This window comes from Streptomyces sp. NPDC001406 (genome assembly GCF_042895285.1).
In the GTDB taxonomy this organism is placed as follows: domain Bacteria; phylum Actinomycetota; class Actinomycetes; order Streptomycetales; family Streptomycetaceae; genus Streptomyces.
The window spans coordinates 170,297-187,378 of record NZ_JBIAWG010000017.1; the positions used below are offsets into that span (position 1 = coordinate 170,297).

Genomic DNA, 17,082 nt, shown 5'->3' on the forward strand with positions numbered 1-17,082 from the left:
CCCTTCGGATGGCGCTCATGGCGCTCAGGCGGTGCGCAGCCAGATCTCGCAGGCGAGCGTCGAGTCGAGGCCCGCGTACCGGAGTTCGGGCGAGGAAGGCTGCAGTGTGGTTCTGACGAGCCGGTCCGCGTCGACCAGCCCCAGCCGGGCGAGACGGGAGTCGTGCCACAGCTCGGCGATCCGGGCGCGGTTCTCGCGCAGTCCGTTGGCCGCGTCGGTGGACGCCTCTCCTTTGGTCTCGCGTGCGAGTACGGCACCCGGTACGACGCCGCGCAGCGCGGCCTTGAGCAGTGGCTTGTACCGCCAGGGCGACGACCGCTCCTCCGCCCGCACCGACCAGCACGCCTCGATGACGCGGTCGTCGAAGAACGGGCTGGCCATGGGCAGCCCGCCGTGCTCGGCCACCTGGTGCAGGATGCGCGTCACCCGCGTTCCGTGGCGCAGTACGTTCAGCTCGTTGTGCCGGGCGCGGGTCCTGCCCAGGGGAACGGCCGACTGCGCCGCCCGCCGCATCCTGTCGCGCACCGCGGCGACGGCGTCCGGTGTCGCCCAGCCGGGCATCCGGGGCGGGACGTCCCAGGCGAGGACGTCCGCGCTGTGCGGCGCGGCCCGCGCGGCGGTGAGCCGGTCGGCGCTGTCGGCCAGCCACTGCCCGTAGGGCCTGCGGTCGGCGATCACCGACAGGGCGTCCCGCAACGACCATCTGTTGTGCGCCCGGTAGCCGCGGAGGTGGCGCAGGGCACCGAGCGGGTCGGTGGCCAGCCGTTCGAGTACATGCGCCGGGTGGCCCCACAGGACGTGGTCGCCGCCCATCCCGGTGAGATGCAGCGCGGAGCCGCGGGCCAGCATCTCGTCGTGGCCGGCGAGTTGCCGGGGCTGGTCGAGGATGGTCGGCGCCGGTTCGTCGACCGGCCCGGTGACCTCCAGCAGGCCGCTGTAGAACAGCGGGATGCGGTCGACGGGAAGCACGACGTGCTCCGCGTGGTCGAGGTCGGCCGCGGCCAGCTTCGCCCAGTGGAGGTCGTCGTCCCCCGGATCGCGGCTGGACATGGTGAGGGCGACCGGGGCGGCCCCCGCGGCGGCGGCGAGGGCGCAGACGGCGGTGGAGTCGAGTCCTCCGGAGAGGTCGGAACTGACGGTGGCCGCGGCCCGCGTTCGTACCCGGACCGCCGCGTCGAGTTCCGTCCGCAGCAGTGCCGCGCCCTCCTCCAGACCCAGCCGGGGCTCGGGCGGACTCCACCAGCGTGTGCAGGAGGCCCCGTCCGGGCCCGCCTCCAGCTGGAAGCCCTGGGGGACGGCGTGCACGCCCCGCCACATCGGCATGTCCCCGAGCGGGTGGGGGACGGAGTCCAGCAGGCGGACGGCGAGGAGTTCCTCGTCGAGGGGCGCGTCGAGCAGCCGGGCGACGACGTCCGCGCGGTTGCTCGCCACCGTGGTGCCCTCGGTGGCGCCGTGGAAGACGCGCCTCATCCCCGACGCGGTGCCCCGGACCCGCAACCGCCCGCCCGCCGCGACGACGAGATGGAACTCGCCGCGCAGCGAGCGTGCGACGCGGGCGGCGGACTCGATGTCGCGCTGCTCGGCCAGGCGTTGCGCGACCTCGTGCTCGTCGGCGGAACCGCACCCGATGAGCGCGATCCGCAGACCGTGCCGGGTGGTGGTGACGAACGCGGGGCCCCAGGAGCCGATCAGGAAGGGGCGACCGGAGGCATGGAGCACCCGCTTTTCCGCCGTGCTCTTCAGTCGTGTTTCCACATGCGAGGCCACGGCGAGGCCGGCTTCGCAATCAGGCAGTACCACAAACCAGCTTTCGCCGTGGCTCGACATCGTTCTCCCAGAGATTCCCTAGGCTGCAAGCGGCAGACGGACCCTGGGCTCATGCGGACCGCGCCGCAGGAATCCGGTGTCCAATCGGAAATCACCGGCAATGAACATCGCCGGCGCCTCATAGATCTTCCGACCCATGCTTGTCACCTCCTTTCCGTAAGGAGTGGAAGCGGTGACTCGATCGGTCGTCCGCTCACCGGAGAATCTAGGCGGAGGCGATTACGACGATCAATGAAGGAACACTCCCGATACGCTGCGTGGCCGCCGGGAAAATCTGCCTTCCCCGGACTTCGGGCCCCGTGGCGACCTGGTCTTTCGACCACGCGCGGCCGAGTCGGAGCGAGCCGGGGGCGGGGCGGGAACACCTGGCTTCCATGGCTCCATCCTGACCCTGCGTATTAGCCTTATCGCCACCGCAGTCGACGCGATCGCGCATCACGCGGCGCCGCGGCCGCGCGGCCCGTACGAGCCGTAGGCCGCGGTTCCCCGTCGAATCGGCGCGGCGGGTCCACCCATCGGGGTACGTGTGCCAGGCACCGGGGGAATCCGTTGTACGGCAGCCACGACGGCCGCCCGTGAGATTCCCGAGGCATCGGCACGGTTGACGACATGCCGGAGTTGCTCCGCTATCTCGGCGAGGTCCGCTTTTCCGGCGGAGTGCATCACGACCGTGCCGCGGCCCCGGCCGAAGTCGATCAGTCCTTCCGCGCGTAACATACGCAGCGCCCGCAGGACCGTGTTCTTGTTGGCGCCGTATCTTTTTCCGAGTTCGCCCGCCGAGGGCAGATACTCCCCCTCGGCGTAGACGCCTGCCAGTATCTCCTGCTTCAGTTTCCGCCTTATCCGGGCGTAGAGTGCCGGTCCGGCACCGCTGTCTCCACAGGCCGGGTCGGCGTCGGATTCGCCCGGCTGCCGTGCGGATGTCATTCCTGCGATTCCCCCTTGTGCTTTTCCTTCACCGCAGCGCCACGTCCGCCGGAGGTCAGCCGGCATGACGTTCGGACTACCGTGCGATTGCGCAAGCAATCGGGACCGTACTGAGCGGATGAAAGCGTGTCAACTGATCCGCTGGCGCCCGCCGCTGCCGTCCTTTGGCCTGAATACATTGCCCCGGACGTGTTCAAGGTGGCGGTCGGCGGCTTAGGTTGAAACCACACCCTGTCCGCTGGGGGCAGGAAGCGTTCTCTCGCCCGGGAGTTGGAGACTTGACGAGCAGCGGCAGCGCCGACAGCGGCACGACAGGCCCGTCGTCCCTGGCCCGACGGCTGGAGGACATCGTCAACGCGTACTACCGCGGCAACCGGCCTCCGTACAGCAAGATCGCGGAGGAGATCCGCGAGAGCACGGGGCGTACGTTCTCGGCCACCTACCTCTGGGAACTGGCGACGGGCCGGAAGCGGAACGTGACGCGCGACCATCTCCGGGTCCTGGCAGAGCATTTCGGGGTCACCCCGGACTACTTCACCGACGAGGAGGTCTCCGAGCGGGTGAGACGCCAGATGGAGTTCGCCGTTGCTCTGGGGAACAGCAAGGTGCGCACGCTGGCCTTCCGTGCCGACGGACTGTCGGAAGCGGGGCTGGACGCCCTGCTCGCCGTGGTGAACGCGATGTCCCCGGAGTCCGACCCGGGGGGACGTCCCCACCGTTCCGGCCGATAGGAACACCGCGGAAGCCGAGCGGGCAACGACCAGTGAGAGTGACACAGCACGTGCGGCGAACGGGCGAGTATGCCGAGTTACAGCGGCGATGTACGGGGATTCTGCGCGATCTCGCAGTGCCCCGGTCGCTTTCCTTCGACGCGGTCTGCGAGCGGGTGGAAGCACTCAGAGGCCGCCCACTCGTTCTGAAGGAGCTGCCGGAGCAGGCGGCGATCGCCGGTGCCTGCGGTCTCTGGCTGGGTACGGACGACGCCGACTACGTCTTCTACGAGGCCCGGACCGCGCCCCTGCACCGGGAGCACATCATCCTCCACGAGATCGGCCATGTGCTGTGCGACCACCACCGTGGCGCCACGGCCGAGGGCGACGAGCCGATCGCCGGGCTCCTCAGCGGTCTGCAGCCGCATCTCGTCAAACGGCTGATGGCCCGGACCAGTTACACGACCGCCGAGGAGCAGGAGGCCGAGATGATCGCCAGCCTGATACAGAGCGCCGGGACGGCCGGCCGGGCGGGCGGCCGGCTGGGCCGGCTCGGCGCGTTCCTGGGAGTGACGGTCGATGTCGGTGAGTGAGCTGGCGGCCCTGGTCGGACTGTGGAGCGTCCTCACCCTGTGGTTCGCCCTGCTCTGGCGGGCCCGGCCCGCGCTGCTCCAGCCGCACCAGCGGGGGCTGTGGCTCACGGTCCTGGCCGCGACCCTCGCCATCACTCTCTTCCAGCCCAGGGTCGTCGCATGGCTCACCGACGCGGGCGTCGAACTCCACACGGTTTCCCTGGCCCGCAATCTGATCGGCGTCCTCAGCGCCGGGCTGGTCCTGCTCTTCATGGTCGACCCCACCCGGACTCGCCGCCTGCGGCTGTCCGTGACGGTGGGGCTGCCTGCGGCCCTGGCCGCGTTGCTCGTCCTGGACGTGTTGCAGCTCGAACCGCGTGCGGGAACGGCGTCCGTGCAGGGGCCTGCCGATCCGGCGTCCGCCTACTGGCTGATCCTCATCGGCGCCCACCTCGTCGGTGACGCCGTCGCGCTCGTGGTCTGCTGGCTGTACAGCATGCGCACAGCAGACCGCGATCTCGTGTGGTCGCTGCGGCTGTTCGCGGTGGGAAGCGTCCTCGCCGTCGTCTTCTGGTTCGGCTATCTCTGGCACCTCTACGGCCGCACACCGCGCATGCTCCCCTACCTGTCGGTGATCATCGGGGTCCACGGCTTCTTCCGGGCGGCATCACTGCTGGTCCCCACCGCGACCGCCCTCGTCCGGTCGGCGAACGCCCTGCGGACCACCTGGCGGTTGTGGCCGCTGTGGCGCGACCTGATGACGGCGGTGCCCCACGTCGCCCTCGCCAGACCGCAGCGCACCAGACTGCGGGAGGTGCTGCGGCCGCGCTCCCCGCTGGCGCTCCAGGCACACCGGCAGACCATCGAGACCTACGACGCGCTCCTGGACCTGCAGCGATGGGTCAGGCCGGACACCTACGAGAAGGCGCACCGGCACGCCCGGCAGTCGGGGGTGCGGGAGGACCGCCTCACGTCGGCCGCACTCGCCGGCGCACTGGACCAGGCCCGACGCGCCAAACTGGCGGGCGCACCGCCTGCCGACCCCTGCCCGCTGCCCGGTGTGGTCCATGGCAGCCCGGCGACACTGCTGGGGATCGCCCGGATGTGGCCGAGAACGACGGAAGCGCTCGCGGGGTCGGACCGAGCCTAGGGGGCGTCGTTTGGATCATCCCGGCGTCGCGGGCCCTGGCACGCACTCCCCCAGGCTCTTCGAACAGGGGGACCCCCAGCCGCGTTGTCGTCACTCCCCCCAAGCTCTCGGCTTCGCTCGACCAGGGGGCACCCCCATGACCCCGCTCGGGGTCGGCCAGACCGCACCGTTCGTCACAGCCGGCCTGATCCAGACGACACCCCCTAGCCGCGCCGGGTGATCCGGAAATCGAAGCCGAGGGTCCCCGGGTCGAGGGCCGTCGCGCCGCCGTCGACGGTGAGCACCGAGCCGTTGACGTACGACGCCGCCGGGGACAGCAACCAGTCGATCGCCTCGGCGACTTCACGCGGTTCGCCCGGCCGGCCCATGGGCAGGAGCGCGGTCGCCTCGTCGTAGGCGGCATCCACACCACCCTCAAGGCCCGCTTCCTCCGCGAAACGCGTCATGCGCCGGTCGGCCATCTCGGTGCGTACCCAGCCGGGGCACACGATGTTGGCCCGCACGCCCTGACGTCCGTAGTCGACGGCGACGGAGCGGCAGAGCTGGAGCAGCGCCGCCTTGGAGGTGGCGTACGGGGCGTTGCTCGTGCCGTTGCGCAGCGCGGACACCGAAGCGACGGCGACCACGGCCCCGCCCGCCTCCAGCAGGTGCGGGAGCGCCGCGCGCAGGAGCATCAGCGGGCCGGTGAGGTTGGTGCGCATCACCTCGTCCCAGTCCTCCAACGACAGGTCGCCCACGGCTCCGCCGCGCCCGATGCCCGCGTTGAGCACCAGTCCGTCGAGTCGTCCATGGGCGGCCAGGGCTGCCTGGACGAGACCGTCGGCCGCCTCGGGGTCCCCCACGTCGGACGGATGGGCCAGTACTCCGGTCTCGGCTTCGAGGCGTCGCAGGGGCTCACTGCGCCGACCGGAGACGACCACGTGGTGGCCGCCCTCGCTCAGCAGCCGGGCCGTCGCCTCCCCGATGCCCGAACCTCCGCCGGTCACGATGACAACTCGCTTGTCCGTCACTGCTGTTCAGCGCCCTCCTCCGGGATCACAAAGCACGTCCGAGCCTAGATCCCGGTGATCCGTCCCTGACGACTTTGAGACAGCGCGGGGTCAAGTCCGGCCGCGTGCCGTCACCAGGCCCGACTCGTAGGCGAACACCACCAGTTGGGCCCGGTCCCGGGCGCCCAGCTTTGTCATCGCGCGGCTGATGTGGGTCTTCGCCGTGAAGGGGCTGATGACCATGTGGGCGGCGATCTCCTCGTTGCTGAGGCCGCGGGCGGCCAGCGCGGTGACCTCGCGTTCCCGGCGGGTGAGGTGTTCCAGGCCGGGGGCACTGGCGCGGTCCGGCGGACGGGAGACGAACTCGCCGATCAGGGTGCGGGTGATCGACGGGGAGAGCAGGGCCTCGCCGCGGGCGACCACCTCGATGGCCTGGAGCAGGTCCGCCGGTTCGGTGTCCTTGAGGAGGAAGCCCCCGGCGCCCGCGCGCAGGGCCTCGAAGACGTACTCGTCCAGGCCGTAGTTGGTGAGGATGATCACTCGGACGGCGGACAGGGCCGGGTCGGCGGCGATGTGCCGGGTCGCCTCGATGCCCGTCATCACCGGCATCTGGACGTCGATCAGGGCGACGTCGGGCACCTGTGCCCGGATCAGCTCCAGGCCCTGGTGTCCGTCGGCCGCCTCACCCACCACCTCGATGCCCTCCTCGGCGTCCAGGAGGGCCTGGAATCCGGCGCGCATCAGTGCCTGGTCGTCCACCAGGGCCACTCTGATCAGCGGGTTCATCCCGGCTCCCCCAGCGGCAGCCGCGCGCACACCGAGAAGCCGCCCTCCGCGCGCGGGGCGGCGTGCAGGGTGCCGCCGAGGGCCGTGACGCGTTCCCGCATGCCCGTGAGACCGGTGCCCGGTGGCGGTGGGCCGGCCGGGTCGCAGTTCGTGCCGTCGTCGTCCACGCGCACCGTCAACTCCCGCTCGCCGTGGTCGAGTCCGACCCGGATCCGGGCCGGCCCGGCGTGCCGTGCCGCGTTGGTGAGGGCCTCCTGGACGATCCGGTACACGGCCCGGTCGACGGCCGTCGGCAGCGGGCGTTCGTCGCCGGTCACCGTCAGGTCGACGGCGAGGCCGGCCGCCCGGGCGCGCTCCACGAGCAGCGCGGGTGTGCCGGTCGGCTCGTCGGTGCGCAGCACCTCCAGCGTGGCGCGCAGCTCGCGCATGGCCTCACCGCTGGCCTCCTGGATGGCGAGCAGCGCGGGCGGCACCTCCTCGCCGCGCTTGCGTGCCAGGTGCACGGCGACGCCTGCCTGGAGCTTGACGATGGAGATGCTGTGGGTGAGCGAGTCGTGCAACTCCCGGGCGATGCGCAGGCGTTCCTCCCCTGCCCGGCGCAGCGCCGCTTCCTCCCTGGTGCGCTCGGCCTCCTGGGCGCGCTGTTCCGTCTGGCGCAGATAGGCCTGCCAGTTGCGGTCGGCCAGGCCCGTCACCACCGCGCACAGGAACCAGCCGGTGAGCAGCGCGGTCCGCTCGACGACGGCCCGGGTCCCGGGCTCCGTCGCCACGTACCCGGCGAGGAACACCGCGCCGGCCGCGCCCGCGAGGCCCCGGTGCCCGGCCCGCGCGGCCGTGTGCACGGCGCCCAGGACGGGCAGGGCCGCGAGCGGCCCCGGGTGGGCGTGCAGGACGTACGCCGTGCCGGTCGCCGTCGTCACGGCCAGCACCGCGCGCGGTGCGGCGCGATAGCAGGCCAGAGCCGCGCAACCCACCGCGAGCAGCGCGTAGTCGACGGCCGTCGTGCCCGTGTCGAAGGCGGCCGTGGTCACGACGAGTACGCCGACCACGACCGCGAGGGCCGCGTCGGCGAGACGCCTGCGTGTGACCAGTGGCCCGCCCATGTCCGCACCCTAGACGTCCGCGCCGACAGCCGCGTCGGCCCTGTGGACGGAACCCGGACTACTCCCCCGGCAGTAGTCCACCGCGCCACCGGGCCTCTTCGGCGCAGCGCAGGCTGTCTTCGGGCGTACGACGACCAAAGCCGCCCCCGCGTTGCACTCTGCTGCCCATGTCCACAGCCTTCCGTTTCACCCAGCCGCCACCACCCAGGTCCGCCACCGGCCGCGTCGCCGAGGTATACGCGCAACTCGCCCTGGACTTCGGCATCAACAAACCGGTCACCTTCGTCGTCCTGTCCTCCGCACCCGAACTCCTCGCCCCGGCCTGGGCGCTGTTGCGCGAGTCGCTCATCGCCGGTCCCGGCAGCCGTACCGGCAAGGAGCTGGCCGCCCTCGGGGTGTCGCTCGCCAACCGGTGCCCCTTCTGCGTGGACGCACACACCGTGCTGCTGCACGCCACCGGCGACCACGCGCTCGCCGAGCAACTGGCGCGCGGGCGGGCACCGGAGAACGAGGAGCACGCGCGCGTGCTGGACTGGGGGCAGCGCACCCGTGTCCCGGGCGCCGGCCTGGAGCCGTTCCCGTTCCCGCGCGAGCACGCCCCCGCGTATCTGGGCACGGCGCTGGCGTTCCACTTCATCAATCGCATCGTGTCGGCCCTGCTGACCGAGAATCTGCTCCCGGCCGGCGCCCAACGGCTGCGCCCGGTACGGAGCCTGGCGGGCCGCACGATGGCCAGGACCGTGCGCCGCACCGCCCGTCCCGGTGCCGCGCTCCCGCTGCTCGACGACCCCGGCCCCGGTCCGGACTGGGCGGCGGGGACGGCCGTGGGCCCCGCCTACTCCGCCCTGCGCACGGCCGCCGCCGCGGGCGCGGGCCTCCTCGACGCCGAGGACCGGGCCCTCGTACATGACACCGTGCGCGCCTGGGACGGCTCGCACCCACCGATCGCCTGGCCCGCCCTGCCGGACCGTGCCGAGCGTCCGGCCGCGCGCCTGGCGCTGCTTGCCGCGCTGGCGCCGTACCGGGTCACGGGCGAGGACGTGGCGGCCTGGCGCCGTCCGGAGCACACCGACCACTGTCTGGTGCATCTCGTCGCATACGGCGCGTTCGCCGCCGTCGACCGCATCGAGAGCGCCCTTGCTCTCGAACACCGCCCATGAACTCGCCGACGCTCGGGCGCACGGCCCGTCAGCACTCCAGCGTCACCACGCAGGCACGGAGCGAGTTTTCACTACCGCCTCACAGAGAGTCGTGTGACACTGGCGTCCCGTCCGCAGTGTGGACTCCCTCCGCACCCCCTCCCCCACGAGAAGTGCGCCCGTGCGTGATCTTCCTCTGCCGCTCGCTCTGACCGCACGTCTGTCGCCGGTCGCCGTGCTCGCCACGGCAGGTTGGGCGCTGGCGTCCGGTCCGTTCGCCGCGACACCGGCGGCCGAGCACCGGTCGGACCAGAAGACGGCCACCCAGTCGCCCACCGCCCCGTCGTCGAAGGCGGTGTCGAAGAGCTTCGCCGGGGCGCCCGCGCCCTGCACCAGCGTGGCGGTCAAGACCATCACCTCCCTGGTGCCGGGGGCCAAGACGGCCGGCAAGGAGATCCCGTCGACGGACACGAAGCTGCGCCGCACCTGCTCCTGGAACGCGCTCAAGGGGTACGACTACCGCTGGCTCGATGTCTCCTACGAGATAGCCGACTCCGACGAAATAGCACAGAAGCAGTACAAGAATCGCATCGGGGAGAAAAGCGGCGGAGGGGATGTTCCGGGCCTGGGCGACTCCGCCTACTCCGTGGTGAACGTGACCACGGAGGACAAGCAGCAGACGCGCGAGGGCGTGGTGATCGCCCGTGTCTCCAACGCGCTCGTCGTCGTCACGTACAACGGCAGTGACTTCGAGACGAAGAAGGCACCCGACTCGGACGTGATCAACAAGGGCGCCATCAAGGCCGCCAAGGACGCGGTCGCGGCACTGGAGGGCGGCCAGAAGAACTGACCGCCCTTTGCGCCGGAGCGTTCGCCGTCAGACGGCGGCCTCCTCCTTCCGGCCGCCGGTCAGCAGCATCAGCGTCAGATACAGCACGAGTGACGTGCCAAGACCGACCGCCCAGCCGTAGTCGGCCAGGGAGGAGAGCGCCGGGATCGGTCTGCCGTCGATCAGCGGCTTGAAGCTGGCGCCGCCGACGGCCAGCACACCGCCGGCCAGGAAGGCCACGACCGCCCGCCAGTTCCAGCCGCCCGCGTACCAGTAGCGCCCACCGGAGCGGTACAGGTCGGTGAGGTCGAGGCGGGTGCGGCGCAGGATCCAGTAGTCCGCGATGAGGATGCCCGCGACCGTGCCGAGCAGACCGCCGACCAGTCCGAGCCAGGTGAAGATGTAGCCCTGCGGGTCGGAGTACAGCTTCCAGGGGAAGATCAGCACACCGAGGACACAGGTGGCGAGGGCACCGGTGCGGAAACTGATCCTCCGGGGCGCGACGTTGGAGAAGTCGAACGCGGGCGAGACCAGGTTGGCCGCGATGTTCACGGACAGTGTCGCCACCAGGACGGTGACCAGGGCGTAGAGCAGACCCACCACGTTGTCGGTCTTGGCGGCCAGCTGGACCGGGTCCCACACCGGCTTGCCGTACACGGCCTGCGAACCGGACGTGACCAGCACGGAGAGGAAGGCGAACAGGGTCATCGTCGTCGGCAGACCGAGGGCCTGACCCCACGTCTGCGCCTTCTGGCTCTTGCCGTAACGGGTGAAGTCCGGGATGTTCAGGGACAGAGTGGACCAGAAGCCGATCATGCCCATCAGGGACGGCCAGAACAGCTTCCAGAAGTCCCCGCCCCAGCCGAGCTGGGAGGGCTGGTCGAAGAGGGGTCCGACGCCGCCCGCCTTGTTGCTCATCCAGACCAGCATCACGAACGCGCCGACCAGCACGAAGGGCGCCGCCCAGTTCTCGAAGCGGCGGATCGTCTCCATGCCCCGGTAGATGATCGCGACCTGGATCACCCAGAAGATCGCGAACGACAGCCACATGGTCCAGGCGTAGCCGCCGATCGTCGAGGCGCCCGTCCAGCTGTCGCCGATCAGCTTCCCGGCCAGGAAGTAGATGGCCTCGCCGCCGATCCAGGTCTGGATGCCGAACCAGCCGCACGCCACCAACGCCCGTACGACGGCGGGGAGGTTGGCGCCGCGGACGCCGAAGCCGGCGCGGGCGAAGACCGGGAAGGGGATGCCGTACTTCGGTCCCGCGTGCCCGGTCAGCAGCATCGGGACCAGCACGATCACATTGGCAAGCGCGATGGTGAACACGGCCTGCTTCCAGTCCATGCCCACCGCGATGAGCCCGGAGGCCAGGGTCCAGGAGGCCGTGTTGTGGGCCATGCCGACCCACAGCGCGGAGAAGTTGTACGTGGTCCAGGTGCGCCGCGAGACGGGGACCGGGAGCAGGTCCTCGTTGGCGTACGGGCCGCTGGGCTGCGGCGCACCGGGGGCGATCTCCACCCGGCCGTCGGCGAGGGTGACTTGAGCGGTCAACGGTATCGCTGTGGGAGCGGTGTCGGTCATGGGCAGGCCAATCGGAGAAGGTGGGACGGGAGAGGCCGTGCGGGTCCGAGGGGGGTGCGCGCCCGATGACGCAGGAGCAGGGAGCGCCCTGGGCCCCCTTCCCTGGAGAGCGGGAAGGGGGAGATCGCGGGGAAGGGGGACGGTCAGCCGTTGAGGGCCGGGATCACCTGCGCGCCGTAGGCGTCGATGGTGGTTTCCTGTGCGTCGTGCATGTCGTACACCGCGAACTGGTCGACGCCCAGCTCGCGCAGTGCCTGGAGCTTCTCGATGTGCTTCGCGGCCGGCCCGATGAGGCAGAACCGGTCGACGATCTCGTCGGGCACGAACTCCGTGTCGGGGTTGCCGCTGCGCCCGTGGTGCGCGTAGTCGTACCCCTCGCGTGACTTGATGTAGTCGGTGAGTTCGTCGGGCACCTGGGCGGAGTGCTCGCCGTACTTGGAGACCAGGTCGGCCACGTGGTTGCCGACCATTCCGCCGAACCAGCGGCACTGGTCGCGGGCGTGGGCGAGCGCCTCGGGCGAGTCGTCCTCGGTGACGTACGCGGGGGCGGCGACGCAGATCCTCACCTCGGACGGGTCGCGTCCGGCGGCCACCGCCGCGTCCTTCACGGCCTTGACCATGTACTCGGTCAGATAGAGGTCCGCCAGCTGCAGGATGAACCCGTCGGCCTCCTCACCGGTCATCTTCAGCGCCTTGGGGCCGTACGCGGCCATCCACACGGGGACTTCGGCGCCCGGCTTGATCCACGGGAACCTCACCACCGCGCCGCCGAGGTCGGCCTCGTCGCCGCGGCCCAGCGCGCGGATGACCTTCATGGCCTCGCTGATCCGGGCCAGGGTGTTGGGCTTGCGGCCCGCGACCCGCATCGCCGAGTCGCCGCGGCCGATGCCGCAGACCGTGCGGTTGCCGAACATGTCGTTGAGCGTGGCGAAGGTGGAGGCGGTGACCTCCCAGGTGCGGGTGCCCGGGTTGGTGACCATCGGGCCGACCGTCAGCTTCGAGGTGTTGGAGAGGATCTGGCTGTAGATCACGAACGGCTCCTGCCACAGCACGGCGGAGTCGAAGGTCCAGCCGTAGGTGAAGCCGTTGCGCTCGGCCCGCTGCATCAGGCTGATGACACGGGAGGCCGGCGGGTCGGTCTGCAGGACGAGTCCGAAGTCCATGGGCGCCACTCCTAGTTGAGGTACTGACAGGTGGAGCGCGGGGTGTAGACGCCGTGACCGGCGTGTCCGGTGTACTCCCGCTCGGTGATGACGAGTTCGCCGCGCGAGAGCACGCTCTCCACACGGCCGGTGAGGCGCCTGCCCTCGTAGGCCGAGTAGTCGACGTTCATGTGGTGCGTCTCGGCGGACACGATCTGCTCGGCGTGCGGGTCGTAGATGACGACGTCGGCGTCGGCGCCCGGCGTGATGGTGCCCTTCTTCGGATACATGCCGAACATCCGGGCCGGGGTGGCACAGGCGATCTCGATCCAGCGGCGGCGCGAGATGTGCCCGTCGACGACGGCCTGGTGGAGCAGGTCCATACGGTTCTCCACGCCCGGAAGACCGTTGGGGATCTTGGAGAAGTCGCCGCGGCCCAGCTCCTTCTGGCCCACGAAGCAGAAGGGGCAGTGGTCGGTGGAGACCACCTGCAGATCGTTGGTGCGCAGGCCCTTCCAGAGCTGGGCCTGGTGCTCCTTGGGCCGCAGCGGGGTGCTGCACACGTACTTGGCGCCCTCGAAGTCGGGCTCGGCCAGGTTGTCCGTGGACAGGAACAGATACTGCGGGCAGGTCTCGCCGAAGACGTTCAGCCCCTCGTCGCGCGCCCGGGCCAGCTCGGCGACCGCCTCCGTCGCCGAGACGTGGACGACGTACAGGGGCGCGCCGGCGACCTGCGCGAGCCGGATGGCACGGTGGGTGGCCTCCGCCTCCAGCAGCGCCTTGCGCACCTCTCCGTGGTAGCGCGGGTCGGTCTCGCCCCGGGCCAGGGCCTGTTCGACCAGGACGTCGATCGCGATGCCGTTCTCGGCGTGCATCATGATCAGTCCGCCGTTCTCGGCGGAGCGCTGCATGGCGCGCAGGATCTGGCCGTCGTCGGAGTAGAAGACGCCCGGGTAGGCCATGAACTGCTTGAAGCTGGTCACGCCCTCCTCGACGAGGAGGTCCATCTCCTTGAGCGTCTCCTGGTTCACATCGGAGACGATCATGTGGAAGCCGTAGTCGATCGCGCAGTTGCCCTCGGCCTTGGCGTGCCAGGTGTCGAGGCCCTCGCGCAGGGTGTGGCCGACGCTCTGCACGGCGAAGTCGACGATCGTGGTCGTACCGCCCCAGGCGGCGGCCCGGGTGCCGGTCTCGAAGGTGTCGGAGGCGAAGGTGCCGCCGAACGGCAGCTCCATATGGGTGTGGGCGTCGACCCCGCCCGGGATCACGTACTTCCCGGTGGCGTCGATGACCCGCTCGGCGCTGAACGCCTCGGCGGCCGGGGTGCCGGAGGCGGCGAGGGCGGCGATACGGCCGTCCTCGATCAGGACGTCGGCGTGGATCTCGTCGGACGCGGTGATGACGAGACCGCCTCGGATGACGGTAGGCCTGCTCATACTCCCTCTCCTGCCTTGACGCTCCGCTGGGGGACGGTGGAAATGGTGCGGGTCATCTGTGGCTGGTCGCGCCCACGCGGCGGTAGCCGCATGTTGAATGCAGCCCCGCGCCCCTTCAGGGCGCGGGGAACTGCATCGGTCACGGTGCTGTCAGCGGGCCATATGCTTCCGGACGGCGGTCCCGGTAGAACTGCCAGCGGTCGCGGACCTCGCGGAGTTTGGCCAGATCCAGGTCGCGGACGACGAGTTCGGTCTCCTTGTCGCTCGCCACCTCGCCGACGAACTGGGCCTCCGGGTCGACGAAGTAGGTCGTGCCGTAGAAGTCGTTGTCGCCCAGGTCCTCCACACCGACCCGGTTGATCGCGCCGACGAAATACTCGTTGGCCACGGCCGCCGCCGGCTGCTCCAGCTGCCACAGATAGCGGGAGAGTCCGCGCGAGGTGGCCGACGGGTTGAAGACGATCTCGGCGCCCGCGAGGCCCAGGGCGCGCCAGCCCTCCGGGAAGTGGCGGTCGTAGCAGATGTAGACGCCGATCCGGCCGACGGCGGTGTCGAAGACGGGCCAGCCGCTGTTGCCGGGACGGAAGTAGAACTTCTCCCAGAAGCCGGGGACCTGCGGGATGTGGTGCTTGCGGTACTTGCCGAGGTACGAGCCGTCCGCGTCGATCACGGCCGCGGTGTTGTAGAGGACGCCCGGCTGCTCCTCCTCGTACATGGGCAGCACGAGGACGATGCCCAGTTCCCTGGCCAGCGCCTGGAAGCGCTTGACGATCGGCCCGTCGGGGATCCCCTCGGCGTACTCGTAGAAGGCCTTGTCCTGCACCTGGCAGAAGTACGGTCCGTAGAACAGCTCCTGGAAGCACAGGACCTGAGCACCCTGCGCCGCCGCGTCGCGGGCCGCCTGCTCGTGTACCTGGATCATCGATTCCTTGTCGCCGGTCCAGGCGGTCTGGAAGAGGGCGGCACGGATCACTCTGCTCATCGGGACCTCCGGTCGCTCGGTGTGCTGGGGCGGGCGCCTCCGGCGCCCGCCCCAGGAGCCTAGAAAGTCCGAAAGCAGGCTTTGAGTTGCAGCGTGTCACGTCTGCGGGCGTTCGGCGTGTCACGGTGTCACGACTTCGTCGACCCATGTTTCACCGCCGTTTTCCCAGGTCATGGTTTGTTTCAGCCCTGTTGCGCGTCATGCGCGAGCAGCGCGATGTGCACCGACGCCGCCTGCTCGAAGTCGTCGAGGTCGACGCCCAGCCGCGTCTGTATCGCCTCCAGACGGCGGTAGAGCGCGGGCCGGGAGACATGGTGGAGCTGGGCGGTGCGGGACTTGTTGCGGCCCGTGGCGAGGTAGGTCCGCAGCACGTCGAGCAGATTCTGGCCGGGATCGCACAGCAGCCCGTCCAGCTCCCGCTCCGCGAAGGACTGCACATGCGGGTCGTCGCGCAGCAGCCGGATCAGACCGCGCAGATGGACGTCCTTGAGGCGTACGACGGCCGGGAGGTCCAGGGCGTCCGAGGAGTCGGCGACAGCGTCGGCGACATGCTGGGCCTCGCGCAGTCCGGCCGGGACGTCGTCCCAGACGGTGCGCGGGCCGGCCGCGGCGACGACCGTACGGGCCTGATCGGACTCGGTGCGCAGCCGCGCCGCGAAGTGCGCCGCGAGGGCCTCGGCGTCCTGGTCCCGGGCGAGGCTGAGCAGCACGGCGGTGGCACCGTCGGCGAGTTCGGCGACGAGCCCCGGGAGGCCCAGCATCCGCAGCACGCGGTCGAGTTGGGCGGGTTCACAGTCCCGTACGACCAGGGGTACGAAGGCCCGCCGGTTGACCGGCAGTCCGGCGGCCCGGGCCCGGGGCAGCAGTTGCCGGGCCGGTACGACACCGGAGACCAGGTCGGTCAGCAGGCTCTGCGCCGACTGCTCCTCCCAGGTGTGGGCGGAGCCGTCGCCGAGCATGCGGTGCAGGACGAGCGCCTCGGCGGCCCGGTCGGCGAGCAGCCGCCCGGTGGCCGTGTCGCCCCGGTACCCGCACAGCACGATCCATCCCCAGCGTTCCCCGCGTCCGCCCAGCTCGGCGCGGATCCAGCCGTCGCCCTCGCTGCCGCCCGCCTGCCGGGCGATGCGCTCCCAGTCGCGCAGCACGTCGTCCACCGCGGAGCGCTCGCCCGCGGTGGCCAGGACGCGATGGGCGAGGTTGGTGGCGACGACGGGACAGCCGCTGTGCTGGGCCACCTCGTCGAGCAGGTGCTGCAGCGGGGCGCCCGCGGTGATGAGCCCGGTCAGGGCCGTCCGTACGGACTCCGAGAGACTGACGGCCGCGAACTTCCGGCGGACCAGCCGGGACTGGACCTCCTCCGTCAGCTCGGCGAACGGGAAGGGCCGGTGCAGGACGATCATGGGCAGCCCGCACCGTTCGGCGGCCCGGCGCATCACGTCCGGCGGGGCCGGAAACGCCCGGCCGAGGCCGAGCACCACGGCCGCGGCCTCCGCGCGGTGCAGCGACTGGATGTACTCGGCCTGCTTGGCCTCGTCACCGGCGAGCAGCACCCCGGTGGTGAGCACCATCTCGCCACCGGTGAGCATCACGCCGACGTCGGCGGCCTCGGCCACGTGCACCCAGCGCACAAGCCGGTCCAGCTGACCGGCGCCGGCCACCACCTCGGGCTCTCCGGCCAGTACCCGTTCCAGGCCGAGGACCTGACGGACCGACAGGGCGGGTTCGGGTTCCTCTGCGATTCCCCAGGGCTCCAAGGTGGTGGTCATGCCGGTCTTCCCTTGTCCAGGTCGGGGCCAGGGGGTCTCGTTCGGATCATCCCGGCGTCGCGGGCCCTGGCGCGCACTGCCCCAAGCTCTTCGAGCAGGGGGACCCCCATGACCCCGCTCGGGTCGGCGAGTCCGCACTGTTC

The 17,082-nt window shown here is 70.8% G+C and carries 16 protein-coding genes; 5 read left to right on the forward strand and 11 right to left on the reverse strand.

From position 1 onward, the window contains the following. Positions 1-24: 24 nt before the first annotated feature. The 3 genes from ACFY1J_RS35550 to ACFY1J_RS35560 form a co-directional block, all read right to left on the reverse strand. The gene (locus ACFY1J_RS35550) at positions 25-1,755 is read right to left on the reverse strand and encodes an asparagine synthase-related protein (RefSeq protein ID WP_390732629.1); all 1,731 of its coding nucleotides are present in this window, start codon (positions 1,753-1,755) and stop codon (positions 25-27) included. A gap of 90 nt (positions 1,756-1,845) precedes the next feature. After that, positions 1,846-1,965 carry a keywimysin-related RiPP gene (locus tag ACFY1J_RS35555; RefSeq protein WP_363294646.1) on the reverse strand — a complete coding sequence of 40 codons (120 nt, stop codon included), beginning with the start codon at positions 1,963-1,965 and terminating at the stop codon, positions 1,846-1,848. A 297-nt stretch (positions 1,966-2,262) separates the two neighbouring features. Beyond that, positions 2,263-2,754 (reverse strand): GntR family transcriptional regulator, encoded by a 492-nt coding sequence (locus ACFY1J_RS35560; protein WP_390732630.1) that lies wholly within the window; start codon positions 2,752-2,754, stop codon positions 2,263-2,265. Positions 2,755-3,032: 278 nt separating this feature from the next. Here ACFY1J_RS35560 and ACFY1J_RS35565 point away from each other — a divergent pair, with 278 nt between their 5' ends. The 3 genes from ACFY1J_RS35565 to ACFY1J_RS35575 all read left to right on the forward strand — a co-directional run bounded on the left by ACFY1J_RS35565 (position 3,033) and on the right by ACFY1J_RS35575 (position 5,186). Continuing rightward, a complete protein-coding gene (locus tag ACFY1J_RS35565) occupies positions 3,033-3,485 on the forward strand; it encodes a hypothetical protein (RefSeq protein WP_363294644.1) in 453 nt (150 codons plus the stop codon). Between the two features lie 116 nt (positions 3,486-3,601). After that, complete coding sequence (locus ACFY1J_RS35570; RefSeq protein WP_390707118.1) at positions 3,602-4,057, forward strand: regulator component; 456 nt, start codon at positions 3,602-3,604, stop codon at positions 4,055-4,057. Next, positions 4,044-5,186 (forward strand): MAB_1171c family putative transporter, encoded by a 1,143-nt coding sequence (locus ACFY1J_RS35575; protein WP_390732631.1) that lies wholly within the window; start codon positions 4,044-4,046, stop codon positions 5,184-5,186. The genes ACFY1J_RS35570 and ACFY1J_RS35575 overlap by 14 nt, the downstream gene beginning before the upstream one ends. A gap of 203 nt (positions 5,187-5,389) precedes the next feature. On the opposite strand, the gene ACFY1J_RS35580 is transcribed toward ACFY1J_RS35575, so the two are convergent. The 3 genes from ACFY1J_RS35580 to ACFY1J_RS35590 form a co-directional block, all read right to left on the reverse strand. Then, on the reverse strand, positions 5,390-6,196 hold the full coding sequence (locus tag ACFY1J_RS35580; RefSeq protein ID WP_390707120.1) for an SDR family NAD(P)-dependent oxidoreductase: 807 nt from the start codon (positions 6,194-6,196) through the stop codon (positions 5,390-5,392). A gap of 90 nt (positions 6,197-6,286) precedes the next feature. Then, on the reverse strand, positions 6,287-6,961 hold the full coding sequence (locus ACFY1J_RS35585) for a response regulator (protein WP_390732632.1): 675 nt from the start codon (positions 6,959-6,961) through the stop codon (positions 6,287-6,289). After that, positions 6,958-8,064, reverse strand: a complete 1,107-nt coding sequence (locus tag ACFY1J_RS35590; RefSeq protein ID WP_390732633.1) for a sensor histidine kinase — start codon at positions 8,062-8,064, stop codon at positions 6,958-6,960. Before ACFY1J_RS35590 ends, ACFY1J_RS35585 begins: the two co-directional genes overlap by 4 nt. Positions 8,065-8,231: 167 nt before the next feature. On the opposite strand from ACFY1J_RS35590, the gene ACFY1J_RS35595 reads away from it, so the two are divergent. Both ACFY1J_RS35595 and ACFY1J_RS35600 read left to right on the forward strand, forming a co-directional pair. Next, a complete protein-coding gene (locus ACFY1J_RS35595; protein WP_390732634.1) occupies positions 8,232-9,224 on the forward strand; it encodes a carboxymuconolactone decarboxylase family protein in 993 nt (330 codons plus the stop codon). 160 nt (positions 9,225-9,384) lie between these two features. After that, a complete protein-coding gene (locus tag ACFY1J_RS35600; protein ID WP_390707124.1) occupies positions 9,385-10,053 on the forward strand; it encodes a hypothetical protein in 669 nt (222 codons plus the stop codon). 27 nt (positions 10,054-10,080) lie between these two features. On the opposite strand, the gene ACFY1J_RS35605 is transcribed toward ACFY1J_RS35600, so the two are convergent. The 5 genes from ACFY1J_RS35605 to ACFY1J_RS35625 all read right to left on the reverse strand — a co-directional run bounded on the left by ACFY1J_RS35605 (position 10,081) and on the right by ACFY1J_RS35625 (position 16,939). After that, on the reverse strand, positions 10,081-11,613 hold the full coding sequence (locus tag ACFY1J_RS35605; protein WP_390707125.1) for an NCS1 family nucleobase:cation symporter-1: 1,533 nt from the start codon (positions 11,611-11,613) through the stop codon (positions 10,081-10,083). A 143-nt stretch (positions 11,614-11,756) separates the two neighbouring features. Further along, on the reverse strand, positions 11,757-12,776 hold the full coding sequence (locus ACFY1J_RS35610) for a TIGR03842 family LLM class F420-dependent oxidoreductase (protein WP_390732635.1): 1,020 nt from the start codon (positions 12,774-12,776) through the stop codon (positions 11,757-11,759). An 11-nt stretch (positions 12,777-12,787) separates the two neighbouring features. After that, positions 12,788-14,191, reverse strand: coding sequence for a dihydropyrimidinase (gene hydA, locus ACFY1J_RS35615; protein WP_390732636.1), 1,404 nt, complete (start codon positions 14,189-14,191; stop codon positions 12,788-12,790). Positions 14,192-14,330: 139 nt separating this feature from the next. Further along, complete coding sequence (locus tag ACFY1J_RS35620; RefSeq protein WP_390707128.1) at positions 14,331-15,173, reverse strand: nitrilase-related carbon-nitrogen hydrolase; 843 nt, start codon at positions 15,171-15,173, stop codon at positions 14,331-14,333. 182 nt (positions 15,174-15,355) lie between these two features. Then, entirely contained in the window at positions 15,356-16,939 is a 1,584-nt protein-coding gene (locus tag ACFY1J_RS35625; RefSeq protein WP_390732637.1) for a PucR family transcriptional regulator, read from the reverse strand. Positions 16,940-17,082: the final 143 nt, after the last annotated feature.